This is a genomic window from Fulvimarina pelagi HTCC2506, assembly GCF_000153705.1.
Taxonomy (GTDB): domain Bacteria; phylum Pseudomonadota; class Alphaproteobacteria; order Rhizobiales; family Rhizobiaceae; genus Fulvimarina; species Fulvimarina pelagi.
Window position 1 is genome coordinate 694,400 of sequence record NZ_DS022272.1, and the last position, 17,114, is coordinate 711,513.

13 protein-coding genes are annotated in these 17,114 nt (G+C 63.7%); all 13 read right to left on the minus strand.

Annotated elements, in window-relative coordinates; translation table 11 throughout:
* Positions 1–66: 66 nt before the first annotated feature.
* The 13 genes from FP2506_RS03185 to FP2506_RS03245 all read right to left on the minus strand — a co-directional run bounded on the left by FP2506_RS03185 (position 67) and on the right by FP2506_RS03245 (position 17,109).
* The gene (locus tag FP2506_RS03185) at positions 67–792 is read right to left on the minus strand and encodes an adenine nucleotide alpha hydrolase family protein (protein WP_007065942.1); all 726 of its coding nucleotides are present in this window, start codon (positions 790–792) and stop codon (positions 67–69) included.
* Positions 789–2,003 carry an electron transfer flavoprotein subunit alpha/FixB family protein gene (locus FP2506_RS03190; protein WP_007065943.1) on the minus strand — a complete coding sequence of 405 codons (1,215 nt, stop codon included), beginning with the start codon at positions 2,001–2,003 and terminating at the stop codon, positions 789–791. Before FP2506_RS03190 ends, FP2506_RS03185 begins: the two co-directional genes overlap by 4 nt.
* Positions 2,000–3,952 carry a DUF3483 domain-containing protein gene (locus FP2506_RS03195; RefSeq protein ID WP_007065944.1) on the minus strand — a complete coding sequence of 651 codons (1,953 nt, stop codon included), beginning with the start codon at positions 3,950–3,952 and terminating at the stop codon, positions 2,000–2,002. Before FP2506_RS03195 ends, FP2506_RS03190 begins: the two co-directional genes overlap by 4 nt.
* Before the next feature lie 2 nt (positions 3,953–3,954).
* The gene (locus FP2506_RS03200) at positions 3,955–6,009 is read right to left on the minus strand and encodes an NADH:flavin oxidoreductase (protein ID WP_007065945.1); all 2,055 of its coding nucleotides are present in this window, start codon (positions 6,007–6,009) and stop codon (positions 3,955–3,957) included.
* A 121-nt stretch (positions 6,010–6,130) separates the two neighbouring features.
* Entirely contained in the window at positions 6,131–7,243 is a 1,113-nt protein-coding gene (locus FP2506_RS03205) for an FAD-binding oxidoreductase (RefSeq protein WP_007065946.1), read from the minus strand.
* Positions 7,244–7,265: 22 nt separating this feature from the next.
* Positions 7,266–8,525 (minus strand): aromatic ring-hydroxylating oxygenase subunit alpha, encoded by a 1,260-nt coding sequence (locus FP2506_RS03210; RefSeq protein ID WP_007065947.1) that lies wholly within the window; start codon positions 8,523–8,525, stop codon positions 7,266–7,268.
* Between the two features lie 96 nt (positions 8,526–8,621).
* Positions 8,622–9,188 (minus strand): sarcosine oxidase subunit gamma, encoded by a 567-nt coding sequence (locus FP2506_RS03215; protein WP_007065948.1) that lies wholly within the window; start codon positions 9,186–9,188, stop codon positions 8,622–8,624.
* Positions 9,181–12,165, minus strand: a complete 2,985-nt coding sequence (locus tag FP2506_RS03220; protein ID WP_007065949.1) for a sarcosine oxidase subunit alpha family protein — start codon at positions 12,163–12,165, stop codon at positions 9,181–9,183. The genes FP2506_RS03215 and FP2506_RS03220 overlap by 8 nt, the downstream gene beginning before the upstream one ends.
* Positions 12,166–12,179: 14 nt before the next feature.
* Positions 12,180–12,485 (minus strand): sarcosine oxidase subunit delta, encoded by a 306-nt coding sequence (locus tag FP2506_RS03225; protein ID WP_007065950.1) that lies wholly within the window; start codon positions 12,483–12,485, stop codon positions 12,180–12,182.
* A 28-nt stretch (positions 12,486–12,513) separates the two neighbouring features.
* Positions 12,514–13,767: a sarcosine oxidase subunit beta family protein gene (locus FP2506_RS03230; protein WP_007065951.1), complete on the minus strand. Its 1,254-nt coding sequence runs from the start codon at positions 13,765–13,767 to the stop codon at positions 12,514–12,516.
* Between the two features lie 205 nt (positions 13,768–13,972).
* A complete protein-coding gene (locus FP2506_RS03235; RefSeq protein WP_007065952.1) occupies positions 13,973–14,977 on the minus strand; it encodes a GlxA family transcriptional regulator in 1,005 nt (334 codons plus the stop codon).
* A 150-nt stretch (positions 14,978–15,127) separates the two neighbouring features.
* Positions 15,128–16,375 (minus strand): ATP-binding protein, encoded by a 1,248-nt coding sequence (locus tag FP2506_RS03240; RefSeq protein ID WP_007065953.1) that lies wholly within the window; start codon positions 16,373–16,375, stop codon positions 15,128–15,130.
* Positions 16,375–17,109 carry a response regulator gene (locus FP2506_RS03245; protein WP_007065954.1) on the minus strand — a complete coding sequence of 245 codons (735 nt, stop codon included), beginning with the start codon at positions 17,107–17,109 and terminating at the stop codon, positions 16,375–16,377. The genes FP2506_RS03240 and FP2506_RS03245 overlap by 1 nt, the downstream gene beginning before the upstream one ends.
* Between the last annotated feature and the right edge of the window lie 5 nt (positions 17,110–17,114).

The window sequence follows — 17,114 nt, forward strand, 5'->3', positions numbered from 1 at the left end:
ATCGTCATCCTTGGGACGGCGCCCGCGGATGACGGAGGAGAGCGCTTGGATGAAGCCGCTCTCTGCTCAGAACGACCGTATCCCGTTCCTTTCCAGATAATCGAGGATCAGCTTCGCAGCCTCTTGCGGGTCCGGCTGGACATGAAGCTTCTCGCTGGCGTCTCCAGTCGCCACACCGGCAGTTCGCATGAGGCGCGGGCGGTTGCGGTAGGGGCGTTCGGCCCAAGTCGCTGCATCTTGGGCATGCTCCGCAACAGCGAGCGAGCGGATCTCGCCGCGCCGCGAGGCGCCGTAGGCGAATACGGCCGGAGCCGGTGCAAGAGAATGGACGGTGACGATCGCCGGAAGCCGGACCGTAATCCGCCGCCGGGCGCCTTTTTTCAGCGCCTGGTCGACGCGGATGGTACCCGCCTCGCTGCCGGCTTCGATTGCGGCGGCGTCTGCGATGATCGGCCGGTCGAGCGCTTTGGCGATCAGGTAGGGAACGAGGCCCGTGTCGAGGCCGCCCTGGCCACGGCGACCGGCAAGGACGAGATCGAACTTCTCGGCCTGCAGTCGCTCGATAAGAGCTGGAACCGGATCCGCATCGGCCGGCATTTCGAGACATTCGACAGAAGTCAGGCCGACGCCGAGCGCCTCGCGGGTTGCATCGGTACGCTCGCCCGCATGAATGCCGACGATCTCGCCGCCGAGCCGTGTCGCAAGGCCGATCGCCTGCGATTCGAGCCGCGCAAGAGCCGGGCGGCCGGAGACCGGATGGCGGGAGGTCGAAAGAAGGACGGCGGTTTTCATGCTTTGCCTCGGCGCTCTTCGATGAGTTGCCACAAGGCGGGCATGACGAGTTGCGCATCCTGAATGATCGCCAGCCCGGAGCGCTCGACCATCTTGGCGTGGAGGTCGGTGTTCACCGCAATCACGTGATCGCAGCCGGCGATGCCCTGCAGGTGCTGCGGTGCGCCGGCGATGCCGAAGGCAAGATAGCATTCAGAGGAAAGCACTGTGCCCGAGGCGCCCACCTGAGCCGAGCGCGGCATCAGCCCGGCGTCGCAGATGACGCGCGAAGCGCCGGGCGTCGCGGTCATCACCTTGGCGAGGTTCTTGAAAACCTCGATATCGGTCACGCCATTGCCCGCGGAAACCACGAAATCCGTCTCAGACAACGAGAGTTGGGTCGGATCGCCCGGGATCGTCTCGACGGAGAGGATCGCCGGATCGTTCAAGTCGAGAGCGGGCGCGTCCTCGATCGCGCGGGCCTCGCAGGGCGCGCCGGAATAGTTGGCGGCGCGGTCCTCGCCGAGCGTGATGATGCGCGGCGGCTCGCCATATTCCTCGGCGCGCATGCCGTTCTTGCGGCGCGCGACCTGCTTGGCGCTGAGATAGACCGCATCGGTCATGATCGGCTCGCCGAGCGTAACAGCGAGGCGGCGCGCGAGATCGGCGCTCTCGTCGTCTTCGGCGAGGAGGATGTGTTTGGGCTGAAGCTGCTCGACCGCGGCCTTTACGCCTTCGGTTCTCAGCGACGCCGGCCTATTCGGCTCGTCACCGAGATCGAGAATGCGGTCGGCACCGGCCGGACCGAGATCGGCTGTCGCCGCGGATGCGAGGGCGACGACGGCTCCACCACCGCTGCCTGCATCGGCCAACATGCGCGCTGCACCAAGAATTTGACGGTCGAAACGCGAGAGCCGGCCCTTTGGCGTCTGCAGCACCGCGAAGACATGGAAGGCCGGAGTTTCAACGATCCGAACCTGCGGTGCCTTCGGTTCGGCGTCCTGCGTGGCCGCTCGCTTCATCATGCGCGAGACAAGGGCCGTCGTCTGAGTGCGGTCGTAGCGCCGGCGCGGCGCGCCGAACACTTCGATGACGTCGAGTTCCGCGCGCGGATCGCGGCGCGGGCGTCTGGACGGGGAGACGAACGCCGCAAGATCAAGGCGGCGACGGGCGGTGACGGCGACCGTCTTCGCCTCGCGTTCGGCTCGGGGATCGCGTCGTGGGCGGCTCATGCGAGTTCGAGCTCCCGTTGCATGCCCTTGTTCCGGGACTTCGCGCTCTTGCCGGCCTCGACTGCATCGAGCAGAAGTTCAGCGATGTCTTTGACCTCGGCCCGGTCGCCGGTAACGCCTTCCAGCATCGCAGTGCATTGCGGACAGGCGACGGCGACGGTCTTAGCGCCGGTTTCGCGCACCTGACCCATACGGATGTCCGGAATGCGATTGTCGCCCGGTATGTCGGTGGTCGGTGCACCGCCGCCACCGCCGCAGCACATCGACTTACGCTTGGAACGAGCCATCTCGCGGCGTTCGAGACCGAGTGCGTCTAGAAGCGTGCGCGGTGCATCGAACTCGCCATTGTAGCGACCGAGGTAACACGGGTCATGATAGGTGATCGCGTGGCCTGCGATGTGGCCTGTGGTCAGGCGGCCTGTCTCTACGAGCTCGTTGAGGAAGGCCGTGTGGTGGACCACGTCGAATTTCCCACCAAAGGCCGAATACTCGTTACGCAATGAATGGAGCGCATGGGGGTCGGCGGTGAGGATGCGTTCGAAGCCTACACTCGCGAGCGCCTCGATATTGGCTTTGGCGAGTTGCTGGAAACTCGCCTCGTCGCCGAGGCGGCGGGCGAGATCGCCGCAGTCCCGCTCGGCCTCGCCAAGCACAGCGAAATCGACGCCGGCCTCATTGAGCAGCCGGATCAGCGCTCTCAAAGTGCGCTGTCCGCGCAGATCGAATGCCGCCTGGCCGAGCCAGAGGAGGACTTCCGTGCTCTCGCCTGCAGCAAGCGTGCGGAGACCGAGGCCCCCTGCGAAATCGGTCCGCTCGCTGAGAGGGTGGCCGTTCGGCTCGTCGGCAAGGCGTGTGTTGTCGAGAACATCGGCGCCTTTGCCTGGCACCGCTCCCATCTCAAGCGTCTGGAAGCGCCGCAGATCGATAATCGAGTCCACGTGCTCGATCATCATCGGGCATTCCTCGACGCAGGCCCTGCAGGTGGTGCATGACCAGATCGTATCGGGGTGAACGATGCCGCCGTCACCGATCACTGCGTGATGAAGACCGATTTCGGAACCGGTCGGGCGGGCATTCGGATATGGATTGCCGGCGTAAGGGCTGCCGTAACCACCGCCGCCCGCCGCCGCGAGATCGGCGATCAGGTGCTTCGGCGAGAGCGGCTGGCCGGCGGCGAAGGCCGGGCAGGCAGCTTCGCAGCGGCCGCACTGGACGCAGGCATCGAAGGAGAGAAGTCGATTCCAGGCAAAATCGGCGGGGTCCTCCCGTCCGAGTTTGTCTCCGTCGAGGTCGATCGGCTTCAGGCTCGTCGAACGTCCTTTGGGGAGGGTCGCGTCGAAACGTTCCGGACGGGGATGAAGCGCCAGATGGGCCGCACCCGCCAGCGCATGCCGCATCGGACCGGTCGCGGCCTGAGCCGCGAGTGCCAGTCCGCCGGCAGCGGCGACGATCAGAGATAGGAGCGATAGAAAAGGAAGGGGATCGCCCAAGGCGGCGAGGAGCGAGGTCAGAAGTCCTCCTCCGGCGAAAGCCGCAAGGTAGAACGGCGTGCGCTGATACCGACCGAGGGACAGGCGAGGCAGGGCATGCGGATAGCGGCGCTGCGCCACCAGCGCCACGCCAACCGCCATGAACGCGAAGGCCAGCGTCACGATGGTCCAGTAGAGGCGCGACGAGGCCACTGCCGGAATCAACCCGAGCAGCAGCAGGGCGCCAGAGAGTACGAGTCCGCCGGCAACCGGTACGTGCATGCGCGAGGCAGACTTGTCGCGGTCGACGACGTGATGAACATCGACGAGATAGCGCTTGGGCATCGCTTTAACGCCGGCCAACCAGTCTACCTTGGCCGACTGTCCCAACCGCCAGAGCGCCACGCGCCGACCGATCTGCACGGCGGCGACGAGCGCCATGGCGACGACGATGTAGGGCAGGAAAGCGGCTGCGCCCATGGCTACAGGTCCTTGCAGAGCCGGAGTGCGTCGTAGATGGCAGCGTGAATGTTGCGCCCGGCGAGGACATCGCCGACGCGATAGAGCGTGAAACCGTCTCGCTGGCCTGAGCCGTTGGTTTCGTAGGGCTGTGGTTTCCCGGCGACGATGGCGTCGTTATCGACGAAGCCGGCGTTCTTCGACTTCTCTTTCAGGGCGAAATGAAGCTGATCGACGGGGTGGGTGCCGTAGTCGACCACGACGTAGTCGACGACACGCTCCTCCTCTTGATGAGTCATCACGTTGCGCAAAGCCGCGATCTTACGGTTGCCTTCGGGATATATCTCGATCAGTTCCATGTTTGGCGTCTGAATGACGCCGAGATTGTAGAGTTCGCGCAAGTGAACCGGCTGGTTGGTGCCGCCGATCTCTTCGCCGATCATCCGGTCGTGGGTGGCAAGCTCGACGAGGCAGCCCTTCTTGGCGAGGTGCTCGGCGGTCGAGGCGGCGTTGTGGTCGCCCATTTCGTCGTAAAGGAGGACGGTGCCCGACGGCTCGACCTTGCCCTCCAGAACGTCCCAGGTCGAGATCGCATGCTCCGAACCCATAGCTTCGCCCAGATGCGGTAGGCCACCGGTTGCAACGATGACGATGTCTGGCGACAACGCGAAGATCGCCGCGTCGTCGGCTTCCGTATTCAGGCGGATGTCGACGCCAAGCTTCTGAACCTGGCCGACGAGCCAGCGCGGGATCCCAGTAAGAGCCTCGCGCCACGTCGCCTTTGCCGCCGTCAGCACCTGGCCGCCGAGCTTGTCGGTCTTTTCGAACAGGGTCACCTCGTGACCGCGTTCGGCGAGAACGCGGGCCGCTTCCAGTCCGCCGACCCCTCCGCCGACGACGACCGCGCGTTTCTTGACGTCCGCCTTCTCGATGACGTGCGGCATGGTCGCTTCGCGGCCGGTCGCTGCGTTTTGGATGCACAGCGCGTCCTTGCCGATATAGATGCGGTCGATGCAGTAGCCGTAACCGACGCACTGCCGGATATCGTCCGCCCGGCCTTCGGTAAGCTTCTTGATGAGATGCGGATCGGCGATATGCGCGCGTGTCATGGCGATCATGTCGACATGACCTTCTGCGACCGCGCGGGCGCCGGTCGCGAGGTCTGTGACGCGCTGGGCATGGAAGATCGGGATGTCGACCTCGCGCTTAACGGCCGAGGCGATCGGCAGATAGGGCGCGACGGGGAATGACATGTTCGGCAGCGACACTGCATGGGCAATGTGATCACGCGCCTGACCGCCGACGACGTTGAGGAAGTCGACGAGGCCGCGCGAGGCGTATTCCGAAGCGATCGCGATCAGGTCTTCGGCTGTAAGGCCGCCCTTGAGAAGTTCGTCGCCTGACATGCGCATGCCGATGATGTAGTCGTCGCCGGCAGATTCGCGCATCGCGGTGAGCACCTCGATGCCGAAGCGCATGCGGTTTTCGAGGCTTCCACCGTACTTGTCGGTGCGATGGTTCGAAAGCTGCGACCAGAACTGATCAACGAGATGTCCGTGCGCAGCGGAAATTTCGCAGCCGTCGAGACCGCCTTCTCTGGCGCGGCGTGCCGCTTGCGCGAAGTCGCGGACGATCCGGTCTATTTCTTCCTGCTCGAGTTCCTTCGAGACCGAGCGAGAGGCCGGCTCCCGCGTGACAGAGGCGGACTTCACCGGAAACCAGTTTTCCGTGTCCCACTTGGTACGTCGGCCCATATGGGTCAGCTGGATCATCAGCTTGGCGCCGTGCTGGTGCACACGGTCGGAGAACTGCTGGAAGAACGGAATGACGGAGTCGTCGGCGACCGAGATCTGGTTCCAGGGCGCGGCGGGGCTGTCCAATGAGACCGAGGACGAGCCACCGAACATCGTCAGGCCGATGCCGCCTTTGGCCTTTTCCTCATGGTAGAGCTGATAACGCTCTTGCGGCTTGCCGTCCTTGCCGAAGGAAGGAGCGTGGCTCGTCGACATGACCCGGTTGCGGATCGTCATGCCCTTGATGGTCAAAGGCTTGAGGAGAGCTTCGGCGTTGGCGATCATGGGTGGCGCTCTCCTGTATAGGGGCTGCTGTCGGGGGCGGGCTCTCGCGAAGGCTATCGCTGAATTCTGGAGTGGTAACCCCATGCCCTCGGGCCGTAGCCCGAGAGGAGGATGGGATAAATCAACGGTCGATGACCAGATCGCTCGTCGGCTTGGAGCAGCAAAGGAGGGCCATGCCTCTGTCGATCTCGCGCTGGCGGATACCGCCGGAGTGCTTCATGTCGACAGTGCCGGCGGTAATCGTCGATTTGCAGGTGCCGCAGAGGCCCTTCGAGCAGGAAGAGGGCACTCGGATGCCGGCGCGGCGCGCTGCTTCCATCACGGTGATGCCTTCGGGACATTCCACCGTACGCCCGGTCTTGGTGAACTCCAATTGGAACACCCTGACGTCGGTCGTGATCGCTTCGGTCGCCTCGGCAATCTGCTCCTGCGCTTCCTCGGTGAAGGAGTCGAAGTTGAAGCTCTCCTGGTAGAAGCGGCTCATGTCGAAGCCGGCATCCTTCAGTGTCGTCTTCACGGCCTTCATGAACGGTGCCGGTCCACAAACGAATACGGTCCGTTCGGCATAGTCGGGGCAGATCACTTCCAGCTTCTGACGGTCGAAGCGGCCGCGGAAGCCATTCCAGCGCTCAAAGGGCGCATCCTGCTCACATATGAATGTCGGCTTGATCCAGTGGTTGCGCCGGCCCATGAAATCGAGCTCGTCGCGGAAGATGATATCGGCAGGCGTGCGTGCGGCGTGGATAAACTCGATGTCGGAGATCAGCGCGAGGTCGTAAGCCGAGCGGGTCATCGCCATCATCGGGGTGATGCCCGAGCCGCCAGAAATGAAGAGATATTTCGACTGCTGCATCCCGGACCAGGTGAATTCGCCCATAGGAATGGTCGCCTTCACCATCATGCCCGGCTTGAACTCGTCGTGCAGCCAGTTCGAAACGGGACCGCCCGGCACACGCTTGACGGTGATCGAAACAGTGTCGCGCCGTGAGGGCGGAGAGGAGATCGTGTAGCAACGCTGAATCGTTTCGCCGCCGATCTCGAACTCGAAGGTCATGAACTGGCCCGAGACGAACTCGAACTGGCGCTCGTTTCGGGGCGCCAGCACAAACGTCTTCACGTCGTGCGTCTCATCACGCACGGCGCGGCAGATCAGGAACTCGTCTTCCTCGGGCTCCCAACGGAAGTAACCGGTCGGGACAGGCGACTTGTATGGCTCGGGCGTATGCGCGTCCATCGATCTTCCCTCCTTCGACGCGTCAGGCAACTGCGCGCGTCTGGGCAAGGTGGGCCATCATTCGGCCGACATACCAGTTGGTACACTTCTCGACGAGCATCTCGGTGTGCGGCGAATAGGGACCAGGAACGTAGCCCTTGCCGCGGACGCCTTGCTGGCAGTAGCCGACGAGATCGCCGTCCTGCTGGTTGGTGGCCATCCATACGCCGATCAGGTTCTGGAGATCGTAGTCGATGCCCTCGCGCGCATCCTTGTGGACAAGCCATTTGGTGCGCAGGATCGAGTGCTCGGCGTCGATCGGCAGGACCGAGAAGACAACGGCATGGTCTCCCATGAAGTGATGCCACGAATTCGGCTGGGTCCACAGGTGCAAGGCACCTGCCTTGGCATTGGTGAGGTTGCCCATTAGCTTCTTGCAGGCACGCTCGGTGTTCAGCGTATGGCTTTCGCCTGCGCCGGCGAGCGGCAGCCGCTCGGTGCGGAAGCTCGTGACCATGTCGTCGAGGCGGTCGATCTCCTTCGACGGCAGACCCTGCGATTCCCAGTCCCGATGATTGTCGTTCAGCATGCAGGCATAGTTCTCGGCATGCTCGCGCTCGGCCGGGTCGAGTTCCTTGGGGTCGAATCCGAAACCGTAGGCAAAGAGCGGGACCGTCAGCTCAGGATGGTTCGCGCCGCAGTGATAGCACTCGCGGTTGTTCTCGATCGTGAGCTTCCAGTTGCCGTGTTCGAGAAGGTCGTGCTCGTAGGCGATCTTTGCGTCACGCAGGTTGTGCGGTGCCAGGTAGGGCGCGATCTGCCGCTCCATCTCGTCGAAATCGGCCGGCGCGTTTTCTGCGAGGCAGATGAAGAGCAAGCCTTCGAGCGAACGGCAGTGAACCGGCTTCAGGCCGTGGCACGACTTGTCGAAGTCCTGGCCCATATGCTCGGCATGGATCAGAGCGCCCGTCGTATCGTAAACCCAGGAATGATAGCGGCAGACGAGGTTGCCGACCGTGGTCTTGTCATCATGCACTAGGCGCGCGCCGCGATGGCGGCAGACATTGTGGAAGGCGCGTATTACGCCGTCGTCGTCGCGCACGATGGCGACTTCGGTCTGGTGCACCTTGACGACCATGACGTCTCCCGGTTCGGGGACGTCGACATCGACACCGACGAAAATCCAGTGCCTGCCGAAGATCACGTCCATGTCCGCCTCGAAGATTTCGGGGTCGGTGTAGAACGGGGCTTCGAGCGTGTAGCCCTTCTTGCGATGGGTCAGTTGCGAGACGAGATCGACCATGGTGACGCCTGTCTGTGCGGTTTGCGAGCCGGCTTCAATGTCCGCCGGCTACAAGGGAAACGGGAATGGCGAATATCTGCCGTCACGCGTTCGAGTTTACGCGAAATCGAGAGCGGCGTCAGCAAGGTAGCCCTGAACGTAAGAGCCGAAGGAGCGCCAGCAGGTAACCCGCCAGGTGATCTCTGTGATGCGTGCGAGGACGATCTCCGTTTTACCCAGCACTGTCCGGGTCGCGCTACCGACCGGAAAGGCGGAGAGCGACAGATCGAGCGGGCAGCCCGAATTGATCACAGCCTCTGCATCCTTGCCCGTGACCTCGAACGTCACGTCGCGATGGGAGACGTCCACGAGCGAATGGGCGACGTTGTCGAGCGAACGTGAAACGTTCGCCACGACCGCTTCGGTCTCGCTCTCGTCGCAGAGGAACATCCACTCGTCCGGGCCGAGCCGTAGGCTGGCGAGGCCGAGGTTCTCGCGGCGGGAATTGACCGGCCCATCGACGGTGAATCCAGCGACTTCTGTGCTTCCCGCTATGGCTTTCTGCTTTGCACGGAACGATAGGCGACCGCTCGAGGGCTGAAGGGTTATCTTGACGGGGCCGGCGATGGCTCGGGCGTCGAGATGAATTGCTGGCGCGCGGCGGGCGAGATTGACCTCAAGCATCGACCTTTTCTCCCTGAACAGTGTGGAAGACGGAAGTGGAAATGGTTGCCTCGGTGAAGCCCTTCGGCGTGGTGACCCAAACCGTTTGGTCGATGCGGGCGCGGCCGCCCTTGATCATCGCCATGGCAATCGACCGGCCGCAGTTCGACGAGAAGTAGCTCGACGTGACATGGCCGATCATCGGCACCGGAACAGGCAAGCTCGGATCTTCGACGACCTGCGCGCCTTCCTCGAGCACTTCGTTCGGGTCCTTGGCGAGGATGCCGACGAGTTGCTTGCGGTCCGGCAGAAGCATGTCCGGCCGGGCCAGCGAACGCATGCCGACGAAGTCCGGCTTCTTCTTCGAGACGAGACCTGAGAGCCCGACATCGTCCGGCGTCGCGGTGCCGTCCGTTTCCTGGCCGACGATGATGAAGCCCATTTCGCAGCGCAGAACGTGCATGGTCTCCGTGCCGTAGGGCGTGATGTCGTATTTCCGGCCTTCTTCGTAGAGCGTCTTCCAGACTGCCTCTGCGTAATCGACCGGGACATTGACCTCGAAACCGGTCTCGCCGGTGAACGAAACCCGGAAGAGACGGGTCGGCACGCCGCAGATGAAGCCCTCGCGGACTGCCATATGCGGAAAGGCGCCTTCCGACATGTCGATGTCCGACACGAAGGGCTCGACGACCTTACGGGCGTTCGGGCCTTGGACAGCAATCGCCGCCCACTGCTCGGTGATCGAGGTGATGAAGACGTCGAGGTCCGGCCATTCGGTCTGGAGGTAGTCTTCCATGTGTTGGAAAACACGCGGCGCACCGCCGGTTGTCGTCGTCACGTGGAAGCGGTCCTCGGCCAAGCGCGCAACGACGCCATCATCCATGACGAAGCCGTTCTCGCCGAGCATCAGGCCGTAACGGCAGCCCCCGACCTTCAGTTTGGCCCAGGCATTGGTGTAGATGCGGTTCATGAACTCGGCCGCATCCGGACCCACGACCTCGATCTTGCCCAGCGTGGACGCGTCGAAGATGCCGACCGAGGTGCGGACGGCCTTGCACTCGCGGGCGACCGCGGCGTGCATGTCCTCGCCGGCCTTCGGGAAGTAATGCGCACGGCGCCACTGACCGACCGGCTCGAATTCGGCGCCGTTGGCGACGGCCCAGGGGTCGATCGCGGTGGTGCGGACCGGTTCGAAACGGTCTTCGCGGGACGGGCCGACGAGGGCGCCGAAAGTCACCGGCGTATAGGGCGGACGGAACGTCGTGGTGCCGATCGCCGGGAGCGGGCGGTCGAGCAGGCCGGCGACGAGGCCGAGCGCGTTCATGTTGGACGTCTTGCCCTGGTCGGTCGCCATGCCGGTAGTGGTGTAGCGCTTGACGTGCTCGATCGACTCAAAGCCTTCGCGAACGGCAAGCTTGATGTCCTTGGCGGTCACGTCGTTCTGGAAGTCGATGAAGGCCTTGACCTTCTTTGGATCCGCGTCGGTCGGCAGGACACGCACCGGCTGGAAGCCGGTGAAGGTCGCCGTCGCCGAGACGGACGTGTCGGAGCCACCGGCCTTGTAGCCATCGGCGATGATCTCGGACAGATCGTAGATGCCGTGGCAGGCGCCAGCCGAAACCTCTTCCTGAGCCGACTGGCCGGGCAGGAAGGCGTCGAGGCTTGCGTCGAAGGCGAGCTTGCCGCGCGACTGGGAGAAGAGGTGGACCGACGGCGTCCAGCCGCCGGACATCGCAACACAGTCGCAGGTGAGGGTGCGGCGGGTGCCGACCGACCCGTCATTACCGAGCGGGGCGACGACGACGCCCGTGACACGCTTCGTACCGAGCGCCTTGACGACCGTGTGGCCGGTGAGGACGTCGATGCCGGCCGAGCGAGCTTCAGCAAGCTCGGGGCCGCAGTCTTCGCCGAGTCGGATGTCGACGATCTTGACGTCCATGCCGGCCGCCTTGGCGTCGAGCGCGGTTCGGTAGGCTGATGCGCCGCAGGTCGCGACGACGAGGCTCTTGCCCGGCAGGACGGCATAGCGGTTGATGAACGCGCGGGCGCTCTCCGCGAGCATGATGCCCGGCCGGTCGTTGTTCTCGAAGACGAGCGGACGCTCGTGGCTGCCGGCAGCGATGATCACCTTGCTGGCGCGTACCTGCCAGAGGCGCTCGCGGGCGAGGCCGTCCGGCGCGTTGTCGCGGTGGTCGGCGACGCGTTCGACCATCGCGATATGGTTGTGGTTGTAGTAGCCGAACACCGTCGTGCGCGGCAGAACGATGACGTTCTCGCGGGCGTCGAGCTGAGCGACCATTTCCTCGACCCAGACAGCGGCAGGCTTACCGTCAATCTCGGAGGTAACGTCATTAAGGAGCGCGCCGCCGAGCTTGAAGCCTTCGTCGGCGAGGATCACGCGCTTGGAACCATCTTCGGACGCGGCGAGCGCGGCCGAAAGGCCGGCCGGGCCTGCGCCGACGACGAGGATGTCGGCATGGGCGTGACGGTTGGCGTAACGGTCGGCATCCGGCACTTCAGGCGCATCGCCGAGACCGGCAGCCTTGCGGATGAAGGGCTCGTAGACCTTGTCCCAAAACTTCCGGGGCCACATGAAGGTCTTGTAGTAGAAGCCTGCCACAAAGACCGGCGACAGGAGGTCGTTGACCGCACCGATATCGGTTTCTAGGGAGGGCCAGTGGTTCTGGGTCGCGGTCTTCAGCCCCGAACGGGCCTCGACGACAGAGGCTCGATTGTTCGGGTCGCGGCGGCCTTCGCCCTTTTCGGGACGCCAGTCGACCGAGAGCAGCGCATTCGGCTCGTCCGAGCCGTGCGAAAGGATGCCGCGCGGACGGTGATACTTGAACGAGCGGCCGGCGAGATGGGAGCCGGAGGCGATCAGCATCGAGGCGATGGTGTCGCCGCGATAGCCATGGAGCGTCTTGCCGTTGAAGGAAACGGTGATCGGCTGGGTGCGGTCGATATGGCCGCCGGATGATCTGCGGAAGGGCTGGCTCATCTTCTATCGAACCTTCAGGCGGTGCGGGCGGGAGCAGGGGTGGCGGCTAGATCGGGGCGCGGGGAGCCCATCTCGTAGGTTGCTGCGAATTTGTCGGTCACCGTATCGCGCAGCGCGTTGAACCAGCGGCCGCAGCCGTGGCGATGCTGCCAACGCTCGGCATGCATGCCCTTGGGGTTCGTGCGGTAGTAAAGGAACTCGGCCCAGTGCTGGTCGGTCATTTCGGACGGCGTCTCGGGACGCGCGATATGCGCTTCGCCGCCGCAGTGAAATTCGATCTCGGGCCGGTTTCCGCAGTGGGGGCAACGAATAAGCAGCATGGACCTGATCCTTTCTCGGAACGGCGCGTCAGTGGGAGACTGCGGCGGCAGCCGCTTCATCGATGAGCCGACCGGTGCGGAACCGGTCGAGGCTGTAAGGCGCGTTGATCTCGTGCGGCTCGCCGGTTGCCAGCATGTGGGCGAAGACGTGGCCGGAACCCGGAGTCGCCTTGAAGCCGCCGGTGCCCCAGCCGCAGTTGACGAAGAGGTTCTTGATCGGCGTCTTCGACAGGATTGGCGAGCGGTCCGGGGTAACGTCGACGATGCCGCCCCAGGAACGCAGCATCCGCATGCGGGTGAATTGTGGGAAGAGCTCGCAGATCGCATCGAGCGTGTGGTTGGTGACGTGGATGCCGCCCTGCTGCGAATAGGAGTTGTACTGGTCGGTGCCTGCGCCGATGACCAGCTCGCCCTTGTCGGACTGCGAGATGTAGGCGTGCACGGCATTCGACATGACGACGCAAGGGAAGCAAGGCTTGACCGGTTCGGAGACGAGCGCCTGCAGCGGCACGGATTCGACCGGCATGCGGAGGCCGAAGCGGCCCATCACGACGCCGGTGTGACCGGCCGCGACGACGCCGACTTTCCTGGCGCCGATGGTGCCTCGGGTTGTCTCGACGGCCTTGACCGAACCGTCCGGATTGCGCTGAAGCCCGGTGACCTCGCAGTTCTGGATGATGTCGACGCCGCGGGCGTCGGCGCCGCGCGCATAGCCCCATGCGACCGCATCGTGGCGGGCCGTACCGCCCTTACGCTGAAGGGCGCCGCCCATGACCGGATAGCGGATATCCTTCGAGATTGTCAGCGGCGGGCAGAATGCCTTGCACTCTTCGGGCGACAGCCACTCGTTGTCGACGCCGTTGAGCTTGTTGGAATAAACGTGCCGCTTGAAGGTCACGACATCATGATGATTGTGCGCGAGCATGAGAACGCCGCGCTGGGAAAACATGATGTTGTAGTTGAGTTCCTGGGAGAGGCCTTCCCAGAGGTTCATGGCGTGATTGTAGAGGGCGGCCGACTCATCGAAGAGGTAGTTCGAGCGGATGATCGTCGTGTTGCGGCCGGTATTGCCTCCGCCGATCCAGCCTTTCTCGATGATGGCAACATTGGTTACGCCATGCACCGTCGCAAGGTAATAAGCCGTCGCAAGGCCGTGGCCACCGCCACCGACGATGACGACGTCGTATTCTTTCTTCGGCTCCGGCGCACGCCATTGGCGCTCCCAGCCAGTGTGACCTTTGGTGGACTCTTTGAGGAGAGAGGCGAGAGAGAAACGGCGCATGGTTCGGGCCCCCGTTGAGACGGGGTCGATGTCGCATTTCGCCGGCTACAAGACTGTCGGATTTCCGTCGCCGACCATGAGGAATGCGACATCATTGGTCGATTTGCTGCGCTGCCGAAAACCTCAGCAGCAACGTGATAAAATGTAGAAGCCTGAGGGAGTTGGACTCAAACGTTTGAAAGCCAGCTAGGCGGCGTTGTTGGACTCAAGCCACCGGGTCGACCCTTTTTTCCCGTTGCGCCCGAACCTGCTTTGGCGACTGGCCGAAGACCGTTCGGAAACTTTGCGCGAAATGCGCGCCGTCGCAGAAACCGGACTCGATGGCGATGTCGGTCACCGATTTTCCGGTTGTTTCCAGAAGTCGCCTGGCGTGATCGAGACGGATCTTGCGATAGACGGCTGCGGGGGCTTGGCCGAGCGTCGTGCGGAAAAGTCTCTCGAGCTGGCGACCAGAAAGATCGAGCCGTATGGCAATCGTGTCGACCGGCAGCGGATCGCCGACATGGCTCTCCATCATCAGGATTGCCCGGCGAACGCGGGAGTCCGTCGATGCTGATCCCGCATGGGGCTGTGCCTCGCTGCCCTGCCGCGCGTCTTGAAGCTGCAATACGTGCAGGCTTTTCTTGGCGGCATCGACATTGATGTGCCGGCTGACGAGATAAGCTGCGAGATCGGCCACGCCGCCCCCGCCGGCACAGGTGATGCGGTTGCCGTCGTCGATGAAGAGCTGCTCTGCATCCGGCATCTGGTCCGGAAATTCAGCTGCGAAATCTTCCGCATGAAACCAGGAAACGCATGTGCGGCGACCCTTCATCAGGCCGGCTCGCGAAAGGACGAAGGAGCCCGTGCAAACGCCGACCAGCGTGATACCGGCCTGATCGCAGCGGTCGAGATAGCCGAGAATAGCCCGGTCTATCTGCTCGCCGCCGTCGAGAAGGCCGCCAACCACCACGACGTAATCGAAGTTGTTCGGGTCAATCAGACCGGTGGTCCGCGTGACGCTCACTCCGCAGCTGGAACGCAGCGGTTCTGGGCGGGGCGCCATGATGTGCCAGCTGGCGCGAATCGGCCGCGAACGATCGCCGTCGTCGCCGGCAAGGCGGAGCGTATCGATGAAGAGCGAGAGAGCGGAAAGCGTGAAGTTGTGAGCGAGGAGAAAACCGACGCGGAGGGCAGGGCGCACCGCGGAAGCGGTGGTCGCATGATGCATGCGACCCGTAGTCGACGATCCGTTCGTGCCTCTGTTCGACATCGCGCAATCGATCCCGGAAATCACCTTATAACCGATAAAGAGAAGGCTTTCGACGAGATCAAGGCTCGGGCCTTGGCTAACGCATCTGTGATGAGTTTGCGGCGGCCGTCAAAGCGCAGAAAGCCGCACGACTTGTTCGAACCCGCCCTTCGGTCTGTTGGCGATCTCGATTCTGCCACCCAGCCTGTCGACGATCTCCTTGGCGATCGCCATGCCGAGCCCCGCACCGGGCTTCAGCTTGCGTCGGCCGGGATCGACCCGGAAGAAGGGCTCGAAGGCGCGTTCGATCAATTCCGGCGGGATGCCGGGTCCGTCGTCCGTGATGGTGACGACGGCGCTTGCGTTTTGGCGCGCGAGGGCGATCCGTGCTCCACCGCCGTGGACGGCGGCGTTCTCGACCAGATTACGCAGTGCACGCTTCAGCGCGAGCGGCGGCGCGGCTACCGCGATCTTTGCATCCTTATCGAACGTCGTCTCCACTGCCCGGCCGATGTCGCGCAATTCGCGGGCGATCTCCGTAAGGAGAGCAGGGAGCGCTACCGTTTCCAACGTCTGCGGGTCGACCTCCTCGCGGACCAGCCGAATGGCCGAGTCGGCGATGCGGTCGAGCTCCTCCAGATCTTTGAGCCAGAGCTCACGATCCTCCTCGGGCAGGAATTCGGCGCGAAGCCGCATGCGGGTCATCGGCGTCCTGAGATCGTGTCCGGCCGCTGCCACGAGACGCATGCGCGTTTCGACGCCGGTCTTCACCCGCTCGATCAGCCGGTTGAGCGCCCGAGCGGTCTCGCGTACTTCCATCGGACCCTTTTCCGGAAGCTTCGCTGGCAGGCCGTCCGGCCCGACCGTCGCGACGGCCTTTTCGAGAAGCCGCAACGGGCTCGCCACCTTGCCGGCGATAAGCAGCGCGATGACGATGGCGCCGAGGGTCACGAGCGCCATGTTGGCGACAAAAACCGGCCAATCGCGCGGCGGTGGGCCAAGAAAGGGTAGATAAGCCCACTGTCCGTCAGCGAACTCGAAAGCGAGTTGGCGAGCGCGGCCAGCTTTATCGTGCACGATCCGTGTCGGAATAATCTCGCCGTCGGCGCCGCGCACGTTCGACAGGAACCGGCGTTGCCGCACCTTGTACTCATCTCCGTCACGCGGGGGCGGTCCGACACGAATTCGCAGGCGTGCGGCTGCATCCGGGTCTTCCTGCAGGACCGACGCGACGATCCGGACTTCCTCTGCGAAGGTCTGGTAGAAGCTTTCGCGATCCGGCCGGTCGAGGAGCTGGACCGAGACCATCGCCGCGACCGCGACGACGCCGACAATGGATACGACAATGAGAAGGGCGATGCGGGCGCGCAGGGACATCACGGCTGGTCACCGCTCCACTTTTCGACAGGCGCCGCGAATTGGTAACCGCCGTTCCTGACCGTCCTGAACAGCTTGAAGCGGCCGCCATCGTCGAGCTTTCGCCTCAGGCGGCTCATGGTGACGTCGATCGCTCGATCGTAGGGCTCGACGCTGCGACCGTGCAGATTGTCCATGAGGAGATCGCGCGACAGGACGCGGTTGGGGCGTTCGAGGAAGATCACGAGAAGGTCGAATTCGGCGCCCGTCAGCGGTATTTCCTCGCCGTCTGCCCGCGTCACGGTTCGCCGACCCGGATCGGCAGAAAAGCCCTCGAAGCCGTAGACAATGCCGTCGTTACCACTCGATGCGTTCTCGACCTTGAGCGCCGTCCGGCGCAGTACGGCTCTGATGCGCGCTACGAGTTCGCGTGGATTGAAGGGCTTGCCGAGATAGTCGTCCGCCCCGAGTTCGAGGCCAATGATGCGGTCGACGTCCTCCTTGAGCGCGGTCAGGAGTATTACGGGCAGTCTCGGCCGGCGCTCCTTGAGATCGCGGCAGATGTCGAGGCCGGAGCCGTCGGGCAGCATCACGTCGAGAACGAGAAGATCGATCTTCGCGTCGGCAAGCCGTGCCTCGCAGGATTTCCGGTCGGTCGCCAGCGTGCAGCGAAACCCCTGGCCTTCGAGATATTTGCCGAGAAGCCGGCCGATTTCGGGATCGTCGTCGGTGACGAGAATGTGCGGCGATGGCATGGTTC

Excerpts from the sequence above, each read along its gene's own strand:
- FP2506_RS03200 (WP_007065945.1), bottom strand. The coding sequence starts at position 6,009 with ATGATCGCCAACGCCGAAGCTCTCCTCAAGCCTTTGACCATCAAGGGC.
- FP2506_RS03195 (WP_007065944.1), bottom strand. The coding sequence starts at position 3,952 with ATGGGCGCAGCCGCTTTCCTGCCCTACATCGTCGTCGCCATGGCGCTC.
- FP2506_RS03220 (WP_007065949.1), bottom strand. The coding sequence starts at position 12,165 with ATGAGCCAGCCCTTCCGCAGATCATCCGGCGGCCATATCGACCGCACC.
- FP2506_RS03235 (WP_007065952.1), bottom strand. The coding sequence starts at position 14,977 with ATGCATCATGCGACCACCGCTTCCGCGGTGCGCCCTGCCCTCCGCGTC.
- FP2506_RS03225 (WP_007065950.1), bottom strand. The coding sequence starts at position 12,485 with ATGCTGCTTATTCGTTGCCCCCACTGCGGAAACCGGCCCGAGATCGAA.
- FP2506_RS03185 (WP_007065942.1), bottom strand. The coding sequence starts at position 792 with ATGAAAACCGCCGTCCTTCTTTCGACCTCCCGCCATCCGGTCTCCGGC.
- FP2506_RS03215 (WP_007065948.1), bottom strand. The coding sequence starts at position 9,188 with ATGCTTGAGGTCAATCTCGCCCGCCGCGCGCCAGCAATTCATCTCGAC.
- FP2506_RS03240 (WP_007065953.1), bottom strand. The coding sequence starts at position 16,375 with ATGTCCCTGCGCGCCCGCATCGCCCTTCTCATTGTCGTATCCATTGTC.
- FP2506_RS03230 (WP_007065951.1), bottom strand. The coding sequence starts at position 13,767 with ATGCGCCGTTTCTCTCTCGCCTCTCTCCTCAAAGAGTCCACCAAAGGT.
- FP2506_RS03245 (WP_007065954.1), bottom strand. The coding sequence starts at position 17,109 with ATGCCATCGCCGCACATTCTCGTCACCGACGACGATCCCGAAATCGGC.
- FP2506_RS03205 (WP_007065946.1), bottom strand. The coding sequence starts at position 7,243 with ATGGACGCGCATACGCCCGAGCCATACAAGTCGCCTGTCCCGACCGGT.
- FP2506_RS03210 (WP_007065947.1), bottom strand. The coding sequence starts at position 8,525 with ATGGTCGATCTCGTCTCGCAACTGACCCATCGCAAGAAGGGCTACACG.
- FP2506_RS03190 (WP_007065943.1), bottom strand. The coding sequence starts at position 2,003 with ATGAGCCGCCCACGACGCGATCCCCGAGCCGAACGCGAGGCGAAGACG.